Here is a 21,838-nt window from a genome sequence, read left to right on the forward strand (position 1 = left end):
GACGCGAGGCGACCCATGCGCCGTTCGGAGAACCGCATCTACTACATGGAATCGATCGACGGGTTTCACGCGGGCCGCGACCCTGGCCCACGGAGCCCACCACCATCGGAGACCGTGCCATGCGACCCTCCCCGCAAGTGACGAACGTGCTGGATTTCATTCCCGCCGCCGAGCATGCCGCCATCCGTGCGGGCCAGAGCTTCCACGACTGCACGCCGGGCATCCAGGCGGCCATCGACACGGGCAGCCGCAAGGTGTTCGTGCCCGCCGGCGTCTATCCGGTCAAGCAGGTCAACCTCCGCTCCGGGCTCGAGCTGCACGGCGAGGGGACCGCGAGCGTGCTGCGGGCCCACGATGCATCGCTGGCCTGCGAATTCATGCTCGCCACCCATCTGCGCGACGGCGGCACCCCCAATGTCGCCGACAACATGCGCGACATCTGGCTGCACGACCTCACGCTGGAAGGACGGGTGGAAGAATTCCGCTACCAGCAGTACTGGTACCTGCTGGCCGTGAATGCCACCTCGGACCTCAAGGTGGAGCGCGTGACCTTCCACGGCTTCCGCGGCGACGGCATGTACGTGGGCTCCGGAACGCTGCGGGGCACCGAACGGCACAACCAGCGCATCGTCGTTCGCGACTGCGTGTTCGACGGGGCGATCAAGGACAACCGCAACGGCCTGTCGATCATCGATTGCGACCAGCTCACGGTCGAGAACTGCGTGTTCCGCAACATCGGCAACGCGAAGCTCTCCCATTCGGTGGGCGCCATCGACTTCGAGCCGGACCACCCGTGGAGCGTGTACCGCCACGTGACGATCGACCGCTGCACGTTCACCGACATCGACACGGTGAACACGGCGGGCATCACGTTCTTCAACGGGCGCCAGCGCGGCGACAACATCCACGACTGGACCGTGTCCCGTTGCCAGTTCAACAACTGCTACTGGGGCATAGACTCGGCGACCCGGCCCAAGACGGCGAAGGACACGCGCGACAACCTCGCCGTGCTGAACTGCCGTTTCCTCAACTCGATCCGCGTCGACATCGCGGTGAACGGCTTGAGCGGCACGCAGATCAGCGGATGCACGTTCCAGCGCTCGCCGCCGGGCTCGGGCCCTGGCGGCGATGCGATCAGGCTGGGGTCGTTCGCCTACGGCACCAGCGAGAACGCCATCGACACCGTGATCACCGGCAACGCGTTCATCGGCATACGCCCGCAGATGGGCGCGATCGGCGTGCTGGGCGCCGAAGGCGTGGTGTGCGCAGGCAACACCTTCGTCGACATCCACGGTTGCTGCATCAACTTCGCCGAAGGCAACACCCCCGACGATTCCAGGATCACGGAAGCGGTGATCATCTCGGGAAACCGGATCAACCGCAGCACGCATGCGGCTCCGGGCGCCGCCGGGATGTCGTTCCTGGGCACCAGCCACGAGATGCGCATCACCAGGGGGCGCATGGTGATGGATCGCTCCATCGCCTACGACAACGACGTACAGGGCGGCATCGCCGGCACCGCCGCCGGCGCGACCGTCCAGCTTGTCGGGATACGCGACTGACAGGCCCGCCGCAGCCCCGGAGCGACCGGGCGCCGGGGCTGCGGCGATATCCGTGGTGGTTGCGGTGCGGGCGGTCCGGAGGCGTCGTTGCGGCCCGCGGGCGGCTCAGGTTTCGCTGCGGCCCGCGCTGCCCTTGCTGCGCGCCGCCAGCTCCGACGCAATGCGCGACCGCCTGACCGCGGCCCGGTCGAGTCTCCGCCCAGCCACCCGCCGGCGCGCCTCCTGGCGCAGCCACATGTGCATGACCAGCGCCATGTAGACGCCCATGAGCAGGCAGAACGTCGCGAGGTTCGCCCCGGCGGAATGGACCACGCCGCTGACGACCGCCCCGACGCCGGCCAGGCCGACGGCGAGCGCGACCAGCGCGAGCAGGGTCTTGCGCGGGCCCAGTCCGGCATCCAGCAGGATGTGGTGGATATGCCCGCGATCCGGGTGGAACGGCGAGCGGCCCTGGCGCATGCGCCGGAACATCACCGCCAGCGTGTCGAACACCGGCAGCGCCACGCACCACAGTACGTCGACGGGCGAAAGATGCGTCTGCGGTATCTGGCTCAGGCGGATCAGCGCCCAGGCCAGCAGGTAGCCGATCGCGGTGCTGCCGGCATCGCCCAGAAAGATCTTTCCCCCCATGAAGCCGAGATTCGCCGCCAGGTACGGCAGCGTGGCCGCGGCCAGCAGGCCCAGCAGCAGCACGATGCCGCGCAGGGGCGTGGGCCACGCGAACAGGATCATGGCGCCAATGCCGACCAGGGTGAGGCTGCCGGCCAGGCCGTCGATGCCGTCCATCATGTTGAACGCGTTCACGAGGCCGATCACGGCGAGCACGGTCATCGGCACGCCCAGCCAGCCGAGGATCACCTCGTGGCCGAAGATGAATCCCAGCGTGTGGATGTAGACGCCGGTGCTGGCGATCACGGTCAGTATCGCGATCGTCTGGATCAGCAGGCGGTCCCGCACGCTGAGGCCGAAACGGTCGTCCAGCGCGCCCAGCAGGACCAGCACGGCGGCGGTTTCGACCAGGGTTCCCTGAAAGCCGCGGAGTGCGCCGTGGGTGGCCGCCCCCGCGATCACGCCGAGGAAGATCGCCAGACCGCCCACCAGGGGTATCTCGCCGTGGTGCTGCTTGCGTTGGTCGGGCCGGTCCACCAGGCCCAGCGCCGGGGCGAGCCGGCGCAAGACCACGATGGCCGCGGCGGACGTGCACAGGGCGACCAGGCCGTCCAGAACCAACTGCAATTCCTGCATGGGAGCTTCGCCTCCAGCCATCCTCGTGCGGCCCCCGTGACCCGATCGAGTTCTACTTGTGGGTAACTCAGCCAACCGACGGCAAAACGGCGCCGGCACGTGGCGCCGCGAAATCAGCAAACCGGCGATTGCTCCCGCCAAAGATCATCCGGACCGATGAACCATCCCGGCACGATCGAGTGGCAGAACGTATTGCCAATATCAGGCTCTCGAACCTATCACTACCGGATGTCGATTCACGTACAACGCAGTCGTGTTATTCAGGTGCGGCCAGACTATGTGATCGATTCTTGAATTACATATTCAATTTTCATTCGACGCCCATCGTGTCGAGTCGATAACCGCGGCGTCCGTAAAACCTGAATCATCGATCAACAGCTTTCCAAACCATGCGGAACATCTGGATTGAACGTCGACACCCGATGAAATCACCCGGACGGAATCGTGAGCCATATTCGGTGAAGCGTGCGTGTGGCAATGGAATCGACAATTCTTGCGTACAAAATCGCGTGTTTCCGCGTTGTCATGCGACCGCAGCGATTTACGCTCGCCCGCAGTGCATGCATCCCGGCTCGATCGCCGCGCGAATGCCACGGCGGTCGATCGCGCCCATGCCGGCGCCGGCATGGCTGCAGCAAGGTGCGGCCGGATCAGTGGGTGGCGCTGTAATTCGCCGCGGCGGCGCTGGTCACCAGGGTGGCCGACGGCAGCAACTGGCTCAGGAAACGATTCCAGCGGGTGATGCCGGCAGCGCCCACGAACACCACGTCGCCGGACTTCAACTTGAAGTCGTCGCCCAGCGCGAATGCCGACGGCGAACGGGCGTCGAGCTGGAAGACCTTCGCCGGCGCGTTCGCCAGGTCGTTCGCGCCGCGGATGACGTAGACGGCCCGGCCGTTGGACGTGACCGGATTGAGGCCGCCGACACGACCCAGCGCCTGGGTCAGCGTGATGAAGGGAAGCGTCCTGAAGGTGACTGCCTGGGGACGCATCACCTCGCCCATCACGTACACCTCGGCGCTGTCGTTGTACGGCAGCATCAGGCGGTCGCCGGGCTTGAGGTAGATGTCTTTTGCGAGGCCCCGCTGGTCGTACAAGGCCGCCATGTCCAGATGGTAGACGTGCCCGTCGCGGCTCAGGATCAGGTTCGATACGTTGGCCTGGTCGGAATTGACCGTTGCAGTGCCGATCGCTTGCGAGAGGGTCAGGGGAACGGACGTGATCGACTGTGGATCCGTCTTCATGAAGGCGCCCTGGAGCATCACATGCTGGCTGTTGTAGGCCACCACGCTGACGTCCACCTGCGGGCGCTCGACGAATTTCGCGATTTTCGATGCGATGGTCTGGCGCACCTCTTCTATCGTCTTTCCGGCGACCTCGATCGAACCCACGTACGGATAGAACAGCGTGCCGTCCGAGCGCACCAGGCGGCCATTCGCCGCTGTCTGTTGCTGCGTGCCGGCCGGGGACGTCAACTCGGGGTGGTCCCAGACCGTGATGTAGAGCGAATCGCCCGGCCCGATGCGGTAAGGCCCCGGCTGATACGACAGCAACTCCTGCGGCACCGTCGCATTCAATGTCGGCGAATGGTTCTCCGCCAGCAATTGCGGAGTAATCGTCACCAGCTGGATCTGGCTGTTGTCGGCAGGCGTCCCGCGCACCAGGCCTTTCTCGGACATTTCCTGTCCCGGCGACCATACGCAGCCATTGACCAGCAATGCGGACCCGAGAACGACGAACACACAAGTCTTTTTCATGGTCGACAGGACCTCGTGGATTGGATCTGCAGGGCACGGCGTACCCATCAGCCAGCAATGCGCATGACTGTCGGGACTCGTGTTCTTTCAGGCCGCAAGGCGAATATCCCGTGAAGCGATGCGCTATCCGGGAGTGGCCAGCTCAACCTGATCGTTTGATAGCCGCGGCGAGAATAGGCCGCTGATGGGTAATAACTTGATGCCACAAATTATGTGAAAGGAACATCACAAAACGGAACCGCATTTAGAAACCGTACACATGGTTATTACGTCCGTTGCATGTCGCGTCGCGTCAGTCGCGCCACCCCGCCAGCCGTCGCAGGCACGCCACGGCACCGTCGTGGCGGCGATCGCCGGCCGGCGAAACACGTGATGCGACGCGAGATCCCCGGGCCGCTTCCACGCCGCGCCGGCGGTATGCAGCGTGAAGAACGGGTCATCGTCGCGGCGCCGCCGCGCGCTGACGCAATTCGTCCCTGGCTGACCCATCGCGCCACCGTGGATGCGGCGATGTCCGCGCCAGGTGAACCACCCCGAAACGCCAGGCATGCCTCTGCAGAGCGGGCGACGCCGGCTCCCCTCGGGCCGCAAACCGGCAAATCCGCGAAGTCAATCGCAAATCCGCGTCTCAGCTTGCGTTAAACAACACCTCACAGCTCCAGAACCTGCCCTTGGCACGATACTGGCTTCCCTCGGAAACCCGGCATGTTGTTCAGCCGACCGTTATGGATGTGAAAAACATGGGAAATGATGGGAAGAAACCGTTCTGGGGGAAGGATTCCCGTGGATTCTGGCTTGTCGTTTGCCTGGGGATCAGCGCCCTGGCCGGCTGGCTGATGTTCCGCGCGGGCGTCATCACCTGATCCCGCTGCGCCGGTGGCGTTGAATCGTCGCCCACCGGACGTTCCCGATCTCCCCTGCTGCCCTGGCTGCCCGAAGCGCCGACCTGAACCTGCGGCGACGCTACGCCGGCGTGCACGGATCATGCACGGCGTTTCTTGGCATAGTCCGTTTCGCATCCGGGCACCGGCGCGAATCTGCATCGGCGCACCACGGAGCCGCATGTGCGCACAGGCGCAGGCGTCTGGACACATCCCGAGAGACCGCATACGGAATCTGGAAGAAAGCAGGATCGCCACCCTCGACCCGAACCGTGCAGGGCCGCCGCTGACCGGGGACAGGCGCTCTTGGGGCGCGGTACCGGGCGCGACCATCGGCTCCGCGCTGCCGCGAGGCCGATCCGTCCGCCAGCCCGGTGCGGACTGGAGCTGGAATGAGCACCGGCACATTCGCCATATCCATCGACTTCGAACTGTATTGGGGCGTGCGCGATACGCGCCGCCTCGAGGCCTACCGCAGCCGCCTGGACGGCGTCCGGACCGCCATCCCGCGCATGCTGGACCTGTTCGAGCGCAACCGCGTCCACGCCACCTGGGCCACGGTGGGCCTGCTGTTCTGCCGCGACCGCGACGCCGCGCTGTCGGCCGCACCGCCGGAACGGCCGGGCTACGAAAACCTCGCGCTGTGCCCGTACCGATACCTGGAACAATCGACGGCGCTGGACGGGCGCTACCACTTCGCCCCCGAGCTGGTCGAAATGATCGCCGCCACGCCCGGGCAGGAAGTGGCGACCCACACGTTCTCGCATTACTACTGCCGCGAGGCCGGCCAGACGCTGGCCACGTTCCGCGCCGATCTCGCCGCGGCCATCCGCATCGCGGCGACGCGCGGGCTTCGGCTGCGCAGCCTGGTGTTCCCGCGCAACCAGTGGAACCCCGACTATCTGGAGGTGCTGGCCGAGCACGGCATCGCCGCCTACCGCGGCAACGAGGACGGCTGGCTGTATGCCGCTACCCACCACGGCGGCCAGAACGCCGTGCGCCGCATCGGCCGCCTGCTGGACAGCTACGTCAACCTCAGCGGGCACCACACTTATGCGCTGGAAAGCTGCGACGACGGCGCGACGCTGAACTTCCCGGCCAGCCGCTTCCTGCGCCCCTACAGCGCGCGGCTGGCATGGCTGGAAGGCTTGCGCCTGCGCCGGATCAAGCAGGCCATGCGCCACGCCGCCCGGCACGGCGAGGTGTTCCACCTGTGGTGGCATCCCCACAACTTCGGCGCCGACACCGACCAGAACATGCGCTTCCTGGCCCAGGTGATCGCCGAGTTCAACCGGTTGCGCGACCGGGACGGCATGCGCTCGCTGGGCATGGCCGAGCTTGCGGATGCATGGGCGGGCCGGTGAGCGCAAGAAGGCCGCGCATCGTCATGCTGTGCGACGACGGGGCGTCATCGCGCTACCTGTACAACGCGCTGGCCGGCGAGTCCGCGGTCCTTGCCGTGGTGATTGAACGCAGGCCCTCAGCCAAGGCAATGATCCGGCATCGCGCCCGCCTGCTGGGCTGGCCCGCGGTCTCCGGCCAACTGGCCTTCATCGCGTTCAACAGGCTGCTGGCGCGCTTCCAGCAACGCCGCAGCGACGAGCTGATCCGCCGCTACGGACTGCAGGACGCGGCGCCACCCGCAGGCATCACCCACCGGGTGGAGAGCGTGAACACGGCGGCGGTGCGCCGCCTGCTGCGCAAGCTGGACCCCGACGCCGTGGTCGTGAACGGTACGCGCATCGTTTCCGCCAAGGTGCTCGATTGCATACGGCGCCCCTTCCTCAACACCCACGCCGGCATCACGCCGCGCTACCGGGGCGTGCATGGCGGCTACTGGGCGCTGGTGCAGGACGACGCCGCGAACTGCGGCGTCACCGTGCACCTGGTCGACCCCGGCGTGGATACCGGCGGCGTGCTGTACCAGCAACGGATCGCCGTCGAGCGCAGCGACGGTTTCAACACCTACCCACTGCACCAGCTCGCCGCGGGGATTCCGCTGATGAAGCAGGCCTTGCGCGACGTGCTGGACGGCACGCTCGCCAGCCGCGACGGCGTCGCTCCTTCCGCGCTGTGGTACCACCCTACGCTGACCCAGTACCTGCGCTACCGGCTGACCCGCTCGGTCAGGTAGACCGGGCCCGCCCAGCCGGCGTGTGGCGGCTCAGCGCCGGGCGCGGAAGAAGTCGCGCAGCATGCTGGCCGATTCCTCGGCCAGCAGGCCGCCCTGCACTTCCAGCCGGTGGTTGTGGCGCGGATCGATCAAGGTGTCGAACACGCTGCCGGCCGCGCCGGTCTTGGGGTCGGTGGCGGCGTAGACCACGCGCCCGATGCGGGCGTGGATCAGCGCCATCGCACACATCGAGCAAGGCTCCAGCGTCACGTACAAGGTGGCGCCGACCACGCGATGATTCGTGAGTTTTTCTCCCGCCGCCCGCAGCGCCATCACCTCGGCGTGCGCGGTGGGATCGTGCAGCGTGATGTTGCGGTTCCAACCCAGCCCGACGATCTCCCCGTTCAGCACCAGCACCGCGCCCACCGGCACCTCGTTCTCGGCGTCGCGGGCATGCGCGGCCAGCTGCAGGGCGCGGCGCATCCAGGCCGTGTCTTCGGGAGTGAACAGCTCGCTTGTCTCGTCGGTCATTTCAGGGAATCGAATGCATTTCATGAGAAAGCCGGCTGGATGCCGGCTTTCGAGGTAACGCGCAAGCGGTTGATCCCGCTCACTCCCACTCGATCGTCGCCGGCGGCTTGCCGCTGATGTCATAAACTACGCGAGAAACACCCCGCAACTCATTGATGATTCTATTGGAAACCCTGCCGAGGAAATCATACGGCAAGTGTGCCCAATGCGCCGTCATGAAATCGATGGTTTCCACCGCGCGCAGCGCGATCACCCACTCGTAGGCGCGTGCGTCGCCCACCACGCCCACGGACTTTACCGGCAGGAACACGGCGAAGGCCTGGCTGGTCTGGTCGTACAGGTCGGCCTTGCGCAGTTCCTCGATGAAGATGGCGTCGGCGCGGGCCAGCAATTCGGCGTACTCCGGCTTCACCTCGCCCAGGATGCGCACGCCCAGGCCCGGGCCGGGGAACGGATGGCGGTAGACCATCTCGCGCGGCAGGCCGAGTTCCACGCCGATGCGGCGCACCTCGTCCTTGAACAGCTCGCGCAGCGGCTCGACCAGCTTGAGCTTCATGTGCTCCGGCAGGCCGCCCACGTTGTGGTGACTTTTGATCACATGAGCCTTGCCGGTCTTGCTGCCGGCGGACTCGATCACGTCGGGGTAGATGGTGCCCTGGGCCAGCCACTTCACCTTGCCGCCCGCGGCGATCAGCTTCTCCGATTCCTCGTCGAAGATCTCCACGAACAGGCGGCCGATGATCTTCCGCTTGGCCTCGGGATCGGCCACGCCTTCCAGCGCCTTGAAGTAGCGCCCGGCGGCGTTGACGCGGATCACCTTGACACCCATGTGCTCGGCCATGGTGGCCATCACCTGGTCGCCTTCCTGCCAGCGCAGCAGGCCGGTGTCCACGAACACGCAGGTGAGGCGCTCGCCGATGGCCTTGTGCAGCAGCGCGGCGACCACGGAGGAATCCACGCCGCCGGACAGGCCGAGCAGCACGTGGTCCTCGCCCACCTGGGCGCGCACGCGGGCGATCTGGTCCTCGATGATGTTGGCCGCGGTCCACAGCGTGGCGCAGCCGCAGATATCGGTGACGAAGCGCTGGAGCAGCACGCTGCCCTGCCGGGTGTGCGTCACCTCGGGATGGAACTGCACGCCGTACCAGCGCCGCTCGTCGTTCTCCATCACCGCGACGGGAATGCGGTCGGTGGCGCCGGTGACCACGAAGCCCGGCGGCGCCTTGGCGACGTGGTCGCCGTGGCTCATCCACACGTCGAGCCGGTGGCTGCCGGCGTGGTCGCTGAGGCCGTCGAACAGGCGGCTCTTGCCCACGATGTCGACCGTGGCGTGACCGAACTCGCGCGCATCGGCTGCCTCGGTGGCGCCGCCCAGTTGCGCCGCCAGCGTCTGCATGCCGTAGCAGATGCCGAGGATCGGCAGCCCGGAATCGAAGACCTGCTGCGGCGCCCTGGGCGCGCCTGCCAGCGTGGTCGACTCGGGGCCGCCGGACAGGATGATGCCCTTTGCGCCGTACGCGGCGATCTCGGCCGGGTCGTGGTCCCAGGCCCAGATCTCGCAATACACGCCCAGCTCGCGCACGCGGCGTGCGATCAGCTGCGTGTACTGCGCGCCGAAGTCGAGTATGAGGATCTTGTCGTCGTGGAGCCGGAACGGGGGATTCGGGATACGGGATTCGGTCATGCCGGCGGCAACGTGGCTGTGAAGTTGGCTAAGCGGAAGGCGTGGCAATACAGGATGCGGAGGGGATTCGGCGTTCCGCTTTGCCGAATCCCGCATCCCCGCTCCCGAATCCCGGCCCTCAGGAATTCAGCCGGTAATTCGGCGCTTCCTTGGTGATCTGGATGTCGTGCGGATGCGCTTCCGTGACACCGGCCGAAGTCACCTTCACGAACTGCGCCTTGTTGCGCACGTCGTCGATGGTGGCCGCGCCGAGGTAGCCCATCGAAGCGCGCAGGCCGCCGATCAGCTGGTGGATGATGTTGCGCAGCGGCCCGCGGTACGGCACGCGGCCTTCGATGCCCTCGGGCACCAGCTTGTCCGCGTCGGCCTCATTGTCCTGGAAGTAGCGGTCCTTGGAGCCGAGCTGCATCGCGCCGATCGAGCCCATGCCGCGGTAGCTCTTGTACGAGCGGCCCTGGAACAGCTCGACCTCGCCCGGCGATTCCTCGGTGCCGGCGAACATCGAACCCAGCATCACGGTGGACGCGCCGGCCGCCAGCGCCTTGGGGATGTCGCCGGAGTAGCGGATACCGCCGTCGGCAATCAGCGGGATGGAATCCTTCAGCGCGGTGGCGACCAGGTCGATGGCCGTGATCTGCGGCACGCCCACGCCCGCCACCACGCGCGTGGTGCAGATGGAACCGGGACCCACGCCCACCTTCACCGCGTCGGCGCCGGCGTCGCGCAGCATCAGCGCGGCCTCGCCGGTGACGATGTTGCCGGCCACCACCTGCACCTGCGGGAACTGCTTCTTCACCCAGGCCACGCGGTCGATCACGCCCTGCGAATGGCCGTGCGCGGTGTCCACCACCAGCACGTCCACGCCTGCGGCGACCAGCGCCTCCACCCGGCGCTCGGTGTCGCCACCCACGCCCACGGCGGCGCCGACCAGCAAGGCCTCGTTGCGGTCCTTCACCGAGCTGGGGTTGTCGCGCGCCTTCTGGATGTCCTTCACCGTGATCAGGCCGCGCAACTGGAAGTCGTCGTTGACCACCAGCACCTTCTCGATGCGGTGCTTGTGCAGCAGTTGCAGCACTTCGTCCTGGCTCGCGCCTTCCTTCACCGTCACCAGGCGTTCCTGGCGGGTCATGATGTTGCGCACCGGATCGTCGGGCTTGCGCTCGAAGCGCATGTCGCGGCTGGTGACGATGCCTACCAGCTTCTCGCCCTCCACCACCGGCACGCCGGAGATGTTGTGCGCGCGGGTGAGCTTGAGCACTTCGCTGATCGAGGTGTCCGGGCTCACGCTGAACGGGTTGCGGATCACGCCCGCCTCGAACTTCTTCACCAGGCGCACTTCGGCGGCCTGCTGCTCCAGCGTCATGTTCTTGTGGATGATGCCGATGCCGCCCTGCTGCGCCATGGTGATGGCGAGGCGCGCTTCGGTCACGGTGTCCATCGCCGCGGAAACGATGGGGATGTTCAGGCGCAGGCTGCGGGTGAACCGGGTGGAGGTGTCCACGTCGCGCGGCAGCACGGTGGAATGACCCGGAACGAGGTAGACGTCGTCGTAGGTGAGAGCCTCGGCGAGAATGCGCATGGTTTGCCCCGCTGCAAAGAGAGGATTATACGCGGCGCTGCAGCATGCCGCCAGCGGAGACGGTGAACAGGCGCTCAGCGCGCCTCGGCGGCTTCCAGCGTGTTTTCCATCAGGGTGGCCACGGTCATCGGGCCCACGCCGCCGGGCACCGGGGTGATCCAGCTCGCGCGCTCCGCCGCCGGCGCGAACTCCACGTCGCCGACCAGCCGGCCGTCGTCGAGGCGGTTGATGCCCACGTCCACCACCACGGCGCCGGGCTTGATCCACTCGCCCTGCACCAGGCCCGGGCGGCCCACGGCGACGATCACGATGTCGGCCTGGCGCACGTGGCCTTCCAGGTCGCGGGTGAACTTGTGGCAGCAGGTGGTGGTGCAGCCGGCGATCAGCAGCTCCAGCGCCAGCGGCCGGCCGACGTGGTTGGACACGCCCACCACCACCGCATGCTGGCCGCGCACCGGGCGATCGGTGTGGCCGAGCAGGGTCATCACGCCCTTGGGCGTGCACGGGCGCAGGCCGAAACGGCGCAGCGCGAGGCGGCCCACGTTCACCGCCTGGAAGCCGTCCACGTCCTTGTCCGGATCGATGCGGTCGACCAGCGCGTCCTCGTCGATATGCTGCGGCAGCGGCGACTGCACCAGGATGCCGTGCACCGTGGGATCGGCGTTGAGCCGGTCGATCAGCGCGAACAGCTCGTCCTGCGTGGTGCTGGCCGGCAGGTCGAAATCGAAGGAGCGGAAGCCCACCTGGTGGCAGGCCTTGCGCTTGTTGCGCACGTAGACGGACGAGGCGGCATCGTCGCCCACCAGCACCACCGCGAGGCCGGGCTCCGGATGGCCTTGCGCCTTGCGTTCGGCGACGCGCCGGCCGATCCGTTCCAGCAGTTCCTGCGCGATACGTTTGCCGTCGAGGATGCGTGCGCTCATGTTGATGCCAAGGCGAAAGACGCGCCATTATCCAAGCTCCATCCATGGCGCACAAACATTCCGACGTGAACGCTGCCATCGCCCCCGTTTCGCCTTCGCTCGCCGACGGTCGCCTGCTGTTGCGGCCGTGGCGCGACGAGGACGCCCCCGAACTGTTCGCCGTCGTGCGCGAGTCGGTCGCCAGCGTGGGACGCTGGCTGCCGTGGTGCAACGCGGACTACGGACTGGCCCAGGCCGAGGCGTGGACAGAGCAATGCCGCGAGCACTGGCGCAGCGGCGAGCAGTTCGCGTTCGCCGTGCGCGACGCGGCCAGCGGCGAACTGCTGGGCGGCTGCGGACTCAACCAGCTCAACCATCCCCATCGCAGCGCCAATCTCGGTTACTGGGTGCGCGACGCGCGCCATGGCCAGGGCATCGCCGTCGCGGCCGCCCGCCTGACCGCGCGTTTCGCTTTCGTCGAACTGGGCCTGATCCGCATCGAGATCGTCACCATGCTGGACAACCACGCCAGCCGCCGCGTCGCCGCGAAGCTGGGGGCCTCGTTCGAATGCGTGGCGCGACAGCGACTGTGGGCCCTGGACCGCGCCCACGACGCCGCGGTATACGCACTGATCCCCGCCGACCTCGATCAGCCAGCCGCGGCACAGATCGCGGCGATGTCCTCGTAGCCGGTGAAGCGCGCGCCTGCGCCGCAGCCCGGGCAGGCCGGATCGCGCGGCAGGCGCGTTTCGCGGAAGCGCATGCCCAGCGCGTCGAAGGACAGCAGGCGGCCAACCAGCGGTTCGCCCATGCCCAGGATCAGCTTCAACGCCTCGGTGGCCTGCAGCAGGCCCACGATGCCGGGCAGCACGCCCAGCACGCCGGCCTCGCTGCAATTCGGCGCCTCGGCCGCCGATGGCGGCTCGGGGAACAGGCAGCGGTAGCACGGCGCGTCGTCGCGGCGCGGATCGAACACGCTGACCAGCCCGGTGAAGCGTTCCACCGCGCCGTACACCATCGGCAGGCGCAGGCGACGCGTCGCCGCGGCGAGCAGGTAGCGTGCGGGGAAGTTGTCGGCGCCGTCGATCACCAGGTCGTGGCCTTCGAGCAACCGCTCGACGTTGTCCGCGCGCAGGCGCTCCGTGCGCGTCTCCACGCGCACGCGCGGGTTCAGCGCGTTCAGCGCCAGGCGCGCGGACTCGGTCTTGGCCATGCCCACGCGGGCATCGGCATGGATCACCTGGCGGTGCAGGTTGGAGCGTTCCACCAGGTCGTCGTCGATCAGGGTGAGCTGGCCCACCCCGGCCGCGGCGAGGTACAGCGCCGCCGGCGCGCCCAGGCCGCCGGCGCCCAGCAGCACGACTTTCGCCGCGGCGAGCTTCGCCTGCCCCGCCTCGCCCACCTGCGGCAGGCGCAACTGGCGTGCATAGCGCTCGGCCGCGTCCGCATCCAGCGCAGCCGCGCTCACCGGCAGGCCTTCGCTCTTCCAGCGCTCGAAACCGCCGGCCACGGAGGCCACCTCGCGGTAACCCATGCGGTTCAGCGCCTCCGCCGCGAACAGCGAGCGCACGCCGCTGCCGCACAGCATGAGCAGCGGGCGCGCGCGGTCCGGTTCGACCTGTTCGATGCGCAATTCCAGGAAGCCGCGCGACAGGCCCAGCGCACCGCCCGGCATGCCGGCGGCGCGCTCGCCGTCCTCGCGCACGTCGATCAGCAGCGCGCCCTGCGCCTGGCGGGCGAGCGCTTCGGAGGGCGGGATTTCCGGGATGCCGGCGCGCAGCGAATCCAGCCAGCTTTCGCGGTTCAATGAGTGGTCCATCGCGCTAGTCTAGACCCGCGGGCAAGGCCGCGCGCGGCGCTCAGCGCTTGCGCTTCTTCATCTCGCGGATCATGCGCTGGCGCTTGCGCTGCTGCGCCTCGGTGAGCACGTTCTTCTTGTCGGCGTAGGGGTTCTCGCCTTCGCGGAACACGATGCGGATCGGCGTGCCCTCGAGCTTGTAGCGCTTGCGGAAGAAGTTCTCGAGATAGCGCTGGTAGGCCGGCGCGATGTGCTTGGTGCGGCTGCCGTGCAGCACGATGGTGGGCGGGTTGTTGCCCCCGGGATGCGCGAAGCGCAGCTTGGGCGCATGCCCGCGCACCAGCGGCGGCTGGTAGTTCTGGTAGGCCTTTTCCAGCGTGCGGGTGAGGTCGGAGGAACCGAGTTCCTTGGTCGCCGAGGCATGCGCGCGCACCACGGCGCGCATCAGCTCGCGCAGGCCCGAGCCGTGCAGCGCCGAGATGTAGACCTGCCTGGCCCAGTCCACGAACTGCAGCCGGCGATCGAGCGCCTCCTGGCAGCGCTCGCGCTGGTAGGCGTCCAGGCCGTCCCACTTGTTCACCGCGATCACCAGCGCCCTGCCCTCGTCCAGCGCATGGCCGATCAGGGTGAGATCCTGGTCGGCGAGGTTCTCGCGCGCATCGACCAGCAGCACCACCACCTGCGCGGCGGCCATCGACTGCAGAGTCTTGATGACGCTGAACTTCTCCACCGCTTCCTCGACGCGCGCCCGGCGCCTGACGCCGGCGGTGTCGATCAGGGTGTACTTGCGGCCGTCGCGTTCCAGCGGCACGCGGATCGGGTCGCGCGTGGTGCCAGCCACGTCGGAGACGATCAGCCGGTCCTCGCCCAGCAGCCGGTTGATCAGGGTGGACTTGCCCGCATTCGGCCGGCCCACGATGGCGACGCGGATGCTGTCGTTCTCGTCCGGCGCGAGTTCCTCGTGGCTGTCTTCCGGCAGCAGCGGCAGCAGCGCGGCGAGCAGCTGGTCGGTGCCGCGGTTGTGCGCGGCGGCCAGCGGCAGCGTGGCGGCGATGCCGAACGCGGCGAACTCGGCCAGCGCGGCCTGTTCGTCGAGTCCGTCGGTCTTGTTGACCGCGGCGATGATCGGCTTGCCGCTGCGGCGCAGCTCGTCGAGGATGCCGCGGTCCTGCGGCAGCAGGCCGTCGCGCGCATCCAGCACGAACACCAGCACCTGTGCTTCCTCGATCGCCACGCGCACCTGTTGCGCGGTGAGCGCGTCCAGGCCTTCGTCCACGCCGGACAGGCCGCCGGTGTCGACCACAAGGAACGGCCGCTCGCCCAGATGGCAGACGCCGTAGTGGCGGTCGCGCGTGACGCCCGGCAGGTCGGCCACCAGGGCGTCGCGGCTGCGCGTCAGCGCGTTGAACAGGGTCGATTTACCGACGTTGGGGCGACCGACCAGGGCGACGACGGGCAGCATGACGGGGCATGGTTTCCGGCGATCAGTGCGCGGCGAGACGGTAGGCGCCGATGTGGCCCTTCACGTCCTCGACGTACACGGTGTCGCCCACCACCAGCGGCTGGGCCTGGATGGCCTTCTTCGACAGGCGCACGCGCGCGGCCAGCGCGCCGTCGCCGGACTGCAGCCAGTGCACGTAGCCTTCCGCATCGGCCACCACCACGTAGTTGCCCTGCACCGCCGGGCCGGTGAGCCAGCGGTACTTCAGCTTGTCGTTCTTCCACATGTCCGAACCGCCGTTGCGGTCGAACGCCCACACCTCGCCCTGGTCGTTGACGCCGTAGATCGCGCTGCCGGCCAGCGCCAGCGAGCTGTAGGTGGAGAACGGACGGCTCCACATCGGGCGGCCGCTGGGGCCGTCGATCGCGGTGAGGTTGCCGTGGTAGGCGGCGGCGTACAGCGTGCTGCCGTCCAGCAGGATGGAACCGTCGGCATCGTCCAGGCGTTCGATGTCGGTGCGCCCGTCGCCGGTGGCCAGCCGCTGCTCCCAGAGCTTGTCGCCGTTGTCCTGGCGCAGCGCGACCAGCTTGCCGTCGTCGCTGCCGAGGAACACCACGCCGTTCGCGGCCAGCGGCGTGCTGTTGCCGCGCAGGCTGAGCAGCGGCACGCTGCCCTGGTCGTAGACCCAGCGACGCTGGCCGGAGGCCGCATCGAGGCCGTACACGCGGCCGTCCTGGGTGCGCACGATCACCAGGTCGCCAACGATCGCCGGCGAGGCGATCACTTCGGAGTTCAGCTCGGACGACCACAGCTGGGTGCCGTCCTTGGGATTCAGGCCGTAGACGTAACCGTCCAGCGTGCCCACCGCGAGCAGGTTGCCGGCCACGGCGGGGCCGCCGGCATAGGAACCCTGGGGAACCGCCTTGCCCTTCTTGCCGCCGAAGCCCAGCCAGCCCTGCTTGACCTTGGTGGTCTTTTCCCACAGCTGCTTGCCGCTGGCGGCGTCGAACGCCGCGACCTTGCCGTCGGTGCTCACGGCGTACAGCACGCCGTCCACCACGGTCGGACGCAACAGCGCGCCGCTGATGCCGGCGCCGTCACCGATGCGCGCGGACCACGCCTTGCTGACCTGCACCGTGGGCGTGAAATTCTTTTCCAGCGGAGTCGGCGGCTCGAGATTCTTCTTCTTGAACGAGTTGCAGCCAGCCAGCAGCACCAGCGAGCCCAAGGCAACCAGCCATACGTTCTTGTTCACCACGGCTTTCATGCACCCTGCTTTCCGGCCACGGCCAGATCGTCGATTTTCATCTGCAGGACGGCGTGCTGCGGCGCGTCCTCTCCCAATGCCGCCATCGCCGCCTGATAGGCCTTGCGTGCGTCGTCGGCTCGTCCCAGCTTGACCAGCGCATCACCGCGGAGTTCCTGGTTCAAGCCGGTGTACTGCCCGGCCGGCATCGCCTCCAGCGTGGCCAGCGCGGCCGCACCGTCGCCCTTGGCCAGCTGCACGCGGGCCAGGCGCAGTTGCACCAGCCCCTTCAGCACGGGATCGGCGGCGTGCGTGTCGGCCCACTGCAGCGAGACGATCGCCTTGTCCAACTGCTTGTCCTGCACTTCCTGCCGGGCACGGTCGCTGAGCGCGAACAACGCGTACGGCGACTTGGCGTAGTCCTTCATCAGCTCGTCGACGAACGCGGTCGCCGCGGTCGGCTTGCCGCTGGCGAGCGCGACCTGGGCCTGCTGGTACAGCATGGCGGCCGCCGCCTCGTTGTTCGCCTGGTGCTTGCGCCACTGCTGCAGGCCGAAGATGCCGACCAGGCCGATCGCGATGCCTACGGCAATGGAGAGCCCGTTTTCACGCAGCCATTTCTGGACCCGTTCGCCTTGTTCGTAGTCGTCGTATGCGTCAAATGCCATGCTTCACCGTTGATGGAAATCGCGCGCGGCGCGCGCTGCGTGCAAGGCTGGGGGACAGCCTGTTGCACCCTCGGCCCGGTCACGGGCGAAGAATGGGCAAGCATAACCGAAATGGATGGCCCGCAGACGCGGCGGGCCGGCGCGCAGACGCGTCAGAGACTGGCGGCGGTCGCCTTGCCGTCCGCGACCTGCATGCGGAAACGCGCCACGTTCGCGCGCCGGAAACCGTCCAGCGTGACCGGCTGGCCGTCGATGCTGACCTGGGCGCCGCCCACGTTGCCGATGCGCACATCCAGCGGCTCGTCGCTGCGCCAGGTCTTGCTGCTGCCGGCCGGCAACAGCCCGTACTCCAGGCGCGTGCCATCCTGCGTGGTCACTTCCACCCAGCTGGCCGAGCTGAGCGTGAGGCCCAGGCTGTGCCCGCCCGTACCCACCTCCGCGGTGGTCGTCGGCGCAGCAACTTTCGGCGGCTGCAAGGCGTCGTCGCCGAGGTTCGGGAACGGCGCCATCGAGGCCAGCAGGGGCTGGTCCTGGGCCGGCTGCGCCGCGGGCGACTTCGTCGCCGGCACGGTGGCCGGCGTCGCGCCCGCCTTGCCGGGAACGGCCAGCTGCGCGTCCTGCTGCGCCACGGGCGAAGCATCCAGCGGAGTGAGGTGGCTGAGGTCGCGATCCAGCGTGCTGCGCACGCCGAACCAGATCGTCGGCACCGCGATGACCAGGGTCAGCACCACGTAGGTGGCGGCGGTGGCGTAACGGTCGAACAGGAAACGCGAATGCGAGATGCCGCCGGTGGCCACCAGCGGCGGCTCCACGTGACGGATGCGCGCCACCTCGGCCTCGATCGCCGCGGCGTCCACGCCCAGGTGCTGCCCGTACTTGCCGATGTAGCTGGCCAGGTAGATCCTGGAATCGATGCCCTCGTGCTCGCCCTGCTCCAGCTTGCGCAGCACGCCGGCCGGGAGTTTCAGGTCGCGTGCGCAGTCGACCAGGTTCAGGCCGCGCGCTTCGCGCGCCGCGCGCAGGCGGCTGCCGAACGCGGCATCGGGATTCACATGGACGGTGTTGTCGACGGGGGATTCTTCCATGACGTGGGGCCGGTCGGCGAACAGATCGGACGCGGCCTCGTCGTGGCCGGGCTGGGATGGCTGGATCGTGGTCATTGACTGCTGGCAGTGGTTTTCAGGGCGCGGGCCTGCTCCGAGTCCGGGAACTGGCTCTGCAAACGCCTGAGATAGGTCTGGGCTGCGTCCGTGTTGCCCAAGCGCGACTCGACATCATAACCAAGCTTGAGAGCGGCCGCATTGGGTTTGCCCAGCGCGTCGAAGCGCTGGATGAATGCCCGAGCACGAAACGCATCCCCCTGCCGGTAGAGTACTTCGGCAAGATGGAAAAGTGCATCCCCGTTGCCGGGATTTCGCGCGATTGCGTCACGAAAACTCGCTTCCGCGCCGGCCGTATCGCTCATCTGCAACTGGCAGATGCCGGCATTCGTGAACGCCACGTCGGGGGTGGCGTAGAACGGATCGGCCACCGCCTTGCGGAAGTAGGCCAGGGATTCCTGCGCCCTGCCGGTGCGGCACAGGAACTGTCCGAGGTTGTTGTTCGGGGCGCCCTTGGCCGGCTCCAGCGCCACCGCCTTGCGGTAGTGCTGCTCCGCTTCGGTCTGGTTGTTGATGCGCTCGTAGACCACCGCGATCATGGTATGGGCGGGTGCGTAGTCCGGGTCGAACTTCAGCGCAAGCTGCAACTTGGTCAGCGCGTCCTCGAGGTCGCCCTCGGCGAAATAGTGCTGGGCCAGCTCGGTATGGACGCGCGCGGCATCCTTGCGCTGGTCGGCCTTGCTGCTCGCGGTGATGTTCGCGCCGGGCGGCTGCCCCGCGCTGCTGCCGTTGTTGCTGTTGCCATCCCCGCCGCCCACCGTCACGCAGCCGCCCAGGGCCAGCGACAGGACGACCACCAGCAGCGGCTCAGAGCGCATGCGTTACCCCCGTGTCCACGCGTTTGCGGATTTCGGCACTGCGCCGGGTGCGATCGCTCACCTGGCCGGCCAGCTGGCCGCAGGCGGCATCGATGTCGTCGCCGCGGGTGCGGCGCAACATGGTGAGCACGCCGGCATTCAGCAACTGGGTCTGGAACGCGTGGATGGTCTCGGCGTCCGAACGTTCGAAGCGCGTGCCGGGGAAGGGATTGAACGGGATCAGGTTGACCTTGCAGGTCGGCAGGCGACGCATGAAGCGGATCAGCTGCTTCGCATGCTCGGGCTGGTCGTTCACGCCCTTCATCAAGGTGTATTCGAACGTGATCGAGGTGCGCTGCTTGCGCGCGATCCAGCGCTGGCAGGCCGCCGTGAGCTCGGCCAGCGGGTAGCGCTTGTTCAGCGGCACCAGTTCGGTGCGCAGGTCGTCGTTCGCCGCGTGCAGCGACACCGCCAGCGACACGTCGATCACTTCCGACAGCTTGTCGATCATCGGCACCATGCCGGCGGTGGACAGCGTGACGCGCTTGGACGCGAGGCCGAAACCCAGGTCGTCGCGCATCAGGCTCATCGCCCGCACCACGTTGTCGAAGTTCGCCAGCGGTTCGCCCATGCCCATCATCACCACGTTGGTGATGCGGCGGTTCTGGTGGGTGACGTTGCCCAGGTGCTTGGCCGCCACCCACATCTGGCCGATGATCTCGGCGGTGGCGAGGTTGCGGTTGAAGCCCTGCGCGCCGGTGGAGCAGAACTGGCAGTTCAGCGCGCAGCCGATCTGCGAGGACACGCACAGCGTGCCTCGCGTGGGCTCGGGGATGTACACCGTTTCCACCGCGTTGCGGCCGTCCAGGCCCAGCAGCCACTTGTGCGTGCCGTCGGCGGCGGCCTTGTCCACCAGGGTCTTGGGCGGCCCGACGTGGCAGCTCGCCTCGAGCTTGGCGCGCAGCGCCTTGCCCACGTCGGTCATGTTCGCGAAGTCGGACTCGAGGTGGTGGTAGATCCACTTCATCACCTGCTCGGCGCGATACGGCTTCTCGCCGAGCTGCGCGAAGAAATCGCGCAGGCCCTGGCGATCGAAATCGAGCAGGTTGACCTTGTCCGCGTTGGCGGTGGGGTCGGATGGAATGGCTACCGCTGCATTCACGACACTTACCGGCTGTGGATTTCCGTGGCGGCGAAGAAGTAGGCGATCTCCACCTGCGCGGTCTCGGCGGCGTCGGAACCGTGCACCGCGTTCGCGTCGATGGAATCGGCGAAGTCGGCGCGGATCGTGCCCGGCGCGGCTTCCTTCGGGTTGGTGGCGCCCATCAGTTCGCGGTTCTTGAGGATCGCGCCCTCGCCTTCCAGCGTCTGGATCATCACCGGGCCGGAGATCATGAAGTCCACCAGCGCCTTGAAGAACGGACGCTCCCTGTGCACGGCATAGAAGCCTTCGGCCTCCGCGCGCGACAGCTGCTTCTGCTTGGCGGCGATCACCTTGAGGCCGGCCTTTTCGAAACGGGCATAGATTTCGCCGATCACGTTCTTGGCGACGGCGTCGGGCTTGATGATGGAAAGGGTGCGCTCCAGCGCCATGGGGGTGCTCCGGGAAACAGGGTGGATGTGGTGGTCGGCTTCGTGCCGCAATCTGGCCAAAACCGACTCGAAATGAGGGCTTAGCCGAGGAAGTTTGACAGATTCTATCCCATCTGCAAGCCAAAGGCAGGCCGAACGGGGTCGCGGTTTGACGATGCCGGAGCCGCCCGCGTATGCTCAAACGATCGTTTGAACGCCGTTCCCCCACCTGCGGGATGACCCGATCCGTGAATCGCACCGGCTCCACCAAGGAACGCATACTCGGCGCCGCCGAGACCTTGTTCGCCCAGCGCGGCTTCGACGGCGCCTCGCTGCGCCAGCTGACCAGCGCCGCGGGGGTCAACCTCGCCGCGGTGAACTACCACTTCGGTTCCAAGGAAAAGCTGGTCGAGCAGGTGTTCCGCCGCCGCCTGGATGCGCTGAACGCCCACCGCCTGGCCGCCCTGGACAGGATCGCGGACCAGCCGGACACCCGCCTGGAAGACGTGCTGGACGCCTTCATCCGCCCCGCGCTGGAGCTTTCGCACGAGGGCGGCGGTTCGCTGTTCATGCGCGTGCTGGCGCGCGCCTTCGCCGAGCACGACGACGGCCTGCGCAAGTTCCTGTCCGAGAACTACGGCCACGTGATGCGCCAGTTCACCGCCGAGTTCGCCCGCCTGCTGCCGCGGCTCAGCAAGGAGGAGCTGTACTGGCGCGTCGACCTGATGACCGGCGCGCTGACCCACGCGATGTCGGGCATCGGCATGATCCAGCGCAAGAGCGACGTCAGCGAGCGCGCCCACCGCGAGCAGACCGTGCAGCACCTGATCCGTTTCGCCGCCGCCGGCCTCAACGCCACCTGAATCACCGCGCGGTCATGGCCGCGCGCCAATCTTGAACGG

General features: G+C 67.7%; 20 protein-coding genes. 6 read left to right on the forward strand and 14 right to left on the reverse strand.

The features are described from left to right. Nucleotides 1-119 precede the first annotated feature (119 nt). On the forward strand, nt 120-1,562 hold the full coding sequence (locus PCA_RS08145) for a right-handed parallel beta-helix repeat-containing protein (protein WP_181302098.1): 1,443 nt from the start codon (nt 120-122) through the stop codon (nt 1,560-1,562). Nucleotides 1,563-1,667: 105 nt separating this feature from the next. On the opposite strand, the gene PCA_RS08150 is transcribed toward PCA_RS08145, so the two are convergent. After that, complete coding sequence (locus tag PCA_RS08150) at nt 1,668-2,807, reverse strand: undecaprenyl/decaprenyl-phosphate alpha-N-acetylglucosaminyl 1-phosphate transferase (RefSeq protein WP_255436738.1); 1,140 nt, start codon at nt 2,805-2,807, stop codon at nt 1,668-1,670. Between the two features lie 650 nt (nt 2,808-3,457). Next, nucleotides 3,458-4,486 (reverse strand): polysaccharide biosynthesis/export family protein, encoded by a 1,029-nt coding sequence (locus PCA_RS08155; protein ID WP_181302228.1) that lies wholly within the window; start codon nt 4,484-4,486, stop codon nt 3,458-3,460. Between the two features lie 749 nt (nt 4,487-5,235). On the opposite strand from PCA_RS08155, the gene PCA_RS08160 reads away from it, so the two are divergent. The 3 genes from PCA_RS08160 (at nt 5,236) to PCA_RS08170 (ending at nt 7,579) form a co-directional block, all read left to right on the forward strand. After that, nucleotides 5,236-5,427 (forward strand): hypothetical protein, encoded by a 192-nt coding sequence (locus tag PCA_RS08160; protein WP_181302100.1) that lies wholly within the window; start codon nt 5,236-5,238, stop codon nt 5,425-5,427. A gap of 410 nt (nt 5,428-5,837) precedes the next feature. Next, nucleotides 5,838-6,809 carry a polysaccharide deacetylase family protein gene (locus tag PCA_RS08165; protein WP_181302101.1) on the forward strand — a complete coding sequence of 324 codons (972 nt, stop codon included), beginning with the start codon at nt 5,838-5,840 and terminating at the stop codon, nt 6,807-6,809. A 23-nt stretch (nt 6,810-6,832) separates the two neighbouring features. Beyond that, entirely contained in the window at nt 6,833-7,579 is a 747-nt protein-coding gene (locus PCA_RS08170; RefSeq protein ID WP_255436739.1) for a formyl transferase, read from the forward strand. A gap of 30 nt (nt 7,580-7,609) precedes the next feature. Here the strand turns inward: PCA_RS08170 and tadA are convergent, their stop codons facing one another. From tadA to folD, 4 genes are all read right to left on the reverse strand, one after another. Then, nucleotides 7,610-8,089 (reverse strand): tRNA adenosine(34) deaminase TadA, encoded by a 480-nt coding sequence (gene tadA, locus PCA_RS08175; protein WP_181302102.1) that lies wholly within the window; start codon nt 8,087-8,089, stop codon nt 7,610-7,612. Between the two features lie 79 nt (nt 8,090-8,168). Then, nucleotides 8,169-9,773, reverse strand: coding sequence for a glutamine-hydrolyzing GMP synthase (guaA, locus tag PCA_RS08180; protein ID WP_181302103.1), 1,605 nt, complete (start codon nt 9,771-9,773; stop codon nt 8,169-8,171). Nucleotides 9,774-9,891: 118 nt separating this feature from the next. Continuing rightward, nucleotides 9,892-11,352, reverse strand: a complete 1,461-nt coding sequence (guaB, locus tag PCA_RS08185) for an IMP dehydrogenase (RefSeq protein WP_181302104.1) — start codon at nt 11,350-11,352, stop codon at nt 9,892-9,894. A gap of 74 nt (nt 11,353-11,426) precedes the next feature. Beyond that, the gene (folD, locus tag PCA_RS08190; protein ID WP_181302106.1) at nt 11,427-12,275 is read right to left on the reverse strand and encodes a bifunctional methylenetetrahydrofolate dehydrogenase/methenyltetrahydrofolate cyclohydrolase FolD; all 849 of its coding nucleotides are present in this window, start codon (nt 12,273-12,275) and stop codon (nt 11,427-11,429) included. 65 nt (nt 12,276-12,340) lie between these two features. Here folD and PCA_RS08195 point away from each other — a divergent pair, with 65 nt between their 5' ends. Beyond that, nucleotides 12,341-12,943, forward strand: coding sequence for a GNAT family protein (locus PCA_RS08195; RefSeq protein ID WP_343204428.1), 603 nt, complete (start codon nt 12,341-12,343; stop codon nt 12,941-12,943). On the opposite strand, the gene moeB is transcribed toward PCA_RS08195, so the two are convergent. From moeB to ndk, 8 genes are all read right to left on the reverse strand, one after another. Then, nucleotides 12,904-14,073: a molybdopterin-synthase adenylyltransferase MoeB gene (moeB, locus tag PCA_RS08200; RefSeq protein WP_181302108.1), complete on the reverse strand. Its 1,170-nt coding sequence runs from the start codon at nt 14,071-14,073 to the stop codon at nt 12,904-12,906. The two genes, PCA_RS08195 and moeB, sit on opposite strands and share 40 nt — an antisense overlap. 40 nt (nt 14,074-14,113) lie before the next feature. Continuing rightward, a complete protein-coding gene (gene der / locus PCA_RS08205) occupies nt 14,114-15,514 on the reverse strand; it encodes a ribosome biogenesis GTPase Der (RefSeq protein WP_181302110.1) in 1,401 nt (466 codons plus the stop codon). A gap of 22 nt (nt 15,515-15,536) precedes the next feature. Then, nucleotides 15,537-16,760, reverse strand: a complete 1,224-nt coding sequence (gene bamB / locus PCA_RS08210) for an outer membrane protein assembly factor BamB (protein ID WP_181302111.1) — start codon at nt 16,758-16,760, stop codon at nt 15,537-15,539. Beyond that, nucleotides 16,757-17,407: a tetratricopeptide repeat protein gene (locus tag PCA_RS08215; protein ID WP_181302113.1), complete on the reverse strand. Its 651-nt coding sequence runs from the start codon at nt 17,405-17,407 to the stop codon at nt 16,757-16,759. Before PCA_RS08215 ends, bamB begins: the two co-directional genes overlap by 4 nt. Before the next feature lie 152 nt (nt 17,408-17,559). Next, the gene (locus PCA_RS08220; RefSeq protein ID WP_255436740.1) at nt 17,560-18,567 is read right to left on the reverse strand and encodes a helix-turn-helix domain-containing protein; all 1,008 of its coding nucleotides are present in this window, start codon (nt 18,565-18,567) and stop codon (nt 17,560-17,562) included. Beyond that, complete coding sequence (gene pilW / locus PCA_RS08225) at nt 18,564-19,385, reverse strand: type IV pilus biogenesis/stability protein PilW (RefSeq protein WP_181302114.1); 822 nt, start codon at nt 19,383-19,385, stop codon at nt 18,564-18,566. The genes PCA_RS08220 and pilW overlap by 4 nt, the downstream gene beginning before the upstream one ends. Beyond that, nucleotides 19,375-20,526: a 23S rRNA (adenine(2503)-C(2))-methyltransferase RlmN gene (rlmN, locus tag PCA_RS08230; protein ID WP_181302116.1), complete on the reverse strand. Its 1,152-nt coding sequence runs from the start codon at nt 20,524-20,526 to the stop codon at nt 19,375-19,377. The genes pilW and rlmN overlap by 11 nt, the downstream gene beginning before the upstream one ends. A gap of 5 nt (nt 20,527-20,531) precedes the next feature. After that, the gene (gene ndk / locus PCA_RS08235) at nt 20,532-20,957 is read right to left on the reverse strand and encodes a nucleoside-diphosphate kinase (protein WP_181302117.1); all 426 of its coding nucleotides are present in this window, start codon (nt 20,955-20,957) and stop codon (nt 20,532-20,534) included. A 215-nt stretch (nt 20,958-21,172) separates the two neighbouring features. Here ndk and PCA_RS08240 point away from each other — a divergent pair, with 215 nt between their 5' ends. Further along, complete coding sequence (locus tag PCA_RS08240) at nt 21,173-21,799, forward strand: TetR/AcrR family transcriptional regulator (protein WP_181302119.1); 627 nt, start codon at nt 21,173-21,175, stop codon at nt 21,797-21,799. Nucleotides 21,800-21,838 lie beyond the last annotated feature (39 nt).

This window comes from Rhodanobacter sp. PCA2 (assembly GCF_013620825.1).
In the GTDB taxonomy this organism is placed as follows: Bacteria; Pseudomonadota; Gammaproteobacteria; order Xanthomonadales; family Rhodanobacteraceae; genus Rhodanobacter_A.

What these genes read in the sequence shown, in the direction of transcription:
- PCA_RS08240 (WP_181302119.1), top strand. Translation starts at nt 21,173, where the DNA reads ATGACCCGATCCGTGAATCGCACCGGCTCCACCAAGGAACGCATACTC.
- PCA_RS08165 (WP_181302101.1), top strand. Translation starts at nt 5,838, where the DNA reads ATGAGCACCGGCACATTCGCCATATCCATCGACTTCGAACTGTATTGG.
- PCA_RS08170 (WP_255436739.1), top strand. Translation starts at nt 6,833, where the DNA reads ATGCTGTGCGACGACGGGGCGTCATCGCGCTACCTGTACAACGCGCTG.
- der (WP_181302110.1), bottom strand. Translation starts at nt 15,514, where the DNA reads ATGCTGCCCGTCGTCGCCCTGGTCGGTCGCCCCAACGTCGGTAAATCG.
- PCA_RS08155 (WP_181302228.1), bottom strand. Translation starts at nt 4,486, where the DNA reads ATGTCCGAGAAAGGCCTGGTGCGCGGGACGCCTGCCGACAACAGCCAG.
- folD (WP_181302106.1), bottom strand. Translation starts at nt 12,275, where the DNA reads ATGAGCGCACGCATCCTCGACGGCAAACGTATCGCGCAGGAACTGCTG.
- ndk (WP_181302117.1), bottom strand. Translation starts at nt 20,957, where the DNA reads ATGGCGCTGGAGCGCACCCTTTCCATCATCAAGCCCGACGCCGTCGCC.
- PCA_RS08215 (WP_181302113.1), bottom strand. Translation starts at nt 17,407, where the DNA reads ATGGCATTTGACGCATACGACGACTACGAACAAGGCGAACGGGTCCAG.
- PCA_RS08150 (WP_255436738.1), bottom strand. Translation starts at nt 2,807, where the DNA reads ATGCAGGAATTGCAGTTGGTTCTGGACGGCCTGGTCGCCCTGTGCACG.
- PCA_RS08220 (WP_255436740.1), bottom strand. Translation starts at nt 18,567, where the DNA reads ATGACCACGATCCAGCCATCCCAGCCCGGCCACGACGAGGCCGCGTCC.
- pilW (WP_181302114.1), bottom strand. Translation starts at nt 19,385, where the DNA reads ATGCGCTCTGAGCCGCTGCTGGTGGTCGTCCTGTCGCTGGCCCTGGGC.
- PCA_RS08145 (WP_181302098.1), top strand. Translation starts at nt 120, where the DNA reads ATGCGACCCTCCCCGCAAGTGACGAACGTGCTGGATTTCATTCCCGCC.
- guaB (WP_181302104.1), bottom strand. Translation starts at nt 11,352, where the DNA reads ATGCGCATTCTCGCCGAGGCTCTCACCTACGACGACGTCTACCTCGTT.
- bamB (WP_181302111.1), bottom strand. Translation starts at nt 16,760, where the DNA reads ATGAAAGCCGTGGTGAACAAGAACGTATGGCTGGTTGCCTTGGGCTCG.
- tadA (WP_181302102.1), bottom strand. Translation starts at nt 8,089, where the DNA reads ATGACCGACGAGACAAGCGAGCTGTTCACTCCCGAAGACACGGCCTGG.
- moeB (WP_181302108.1), bottom strand. Translation starts at nt 14,073, where the DNA reads ATGGACCACTCATTGAACCGCGAAAGCTGGCTGGATTCGCTGCGCGCC.
- guaA (WP_181302103.1), bottom strand. Translation starts at nt 9,773, where the DNA reads ATGACCGAATCCCGTATCCCGAATCCCCCGTTCCGGCTCCACGACGAC.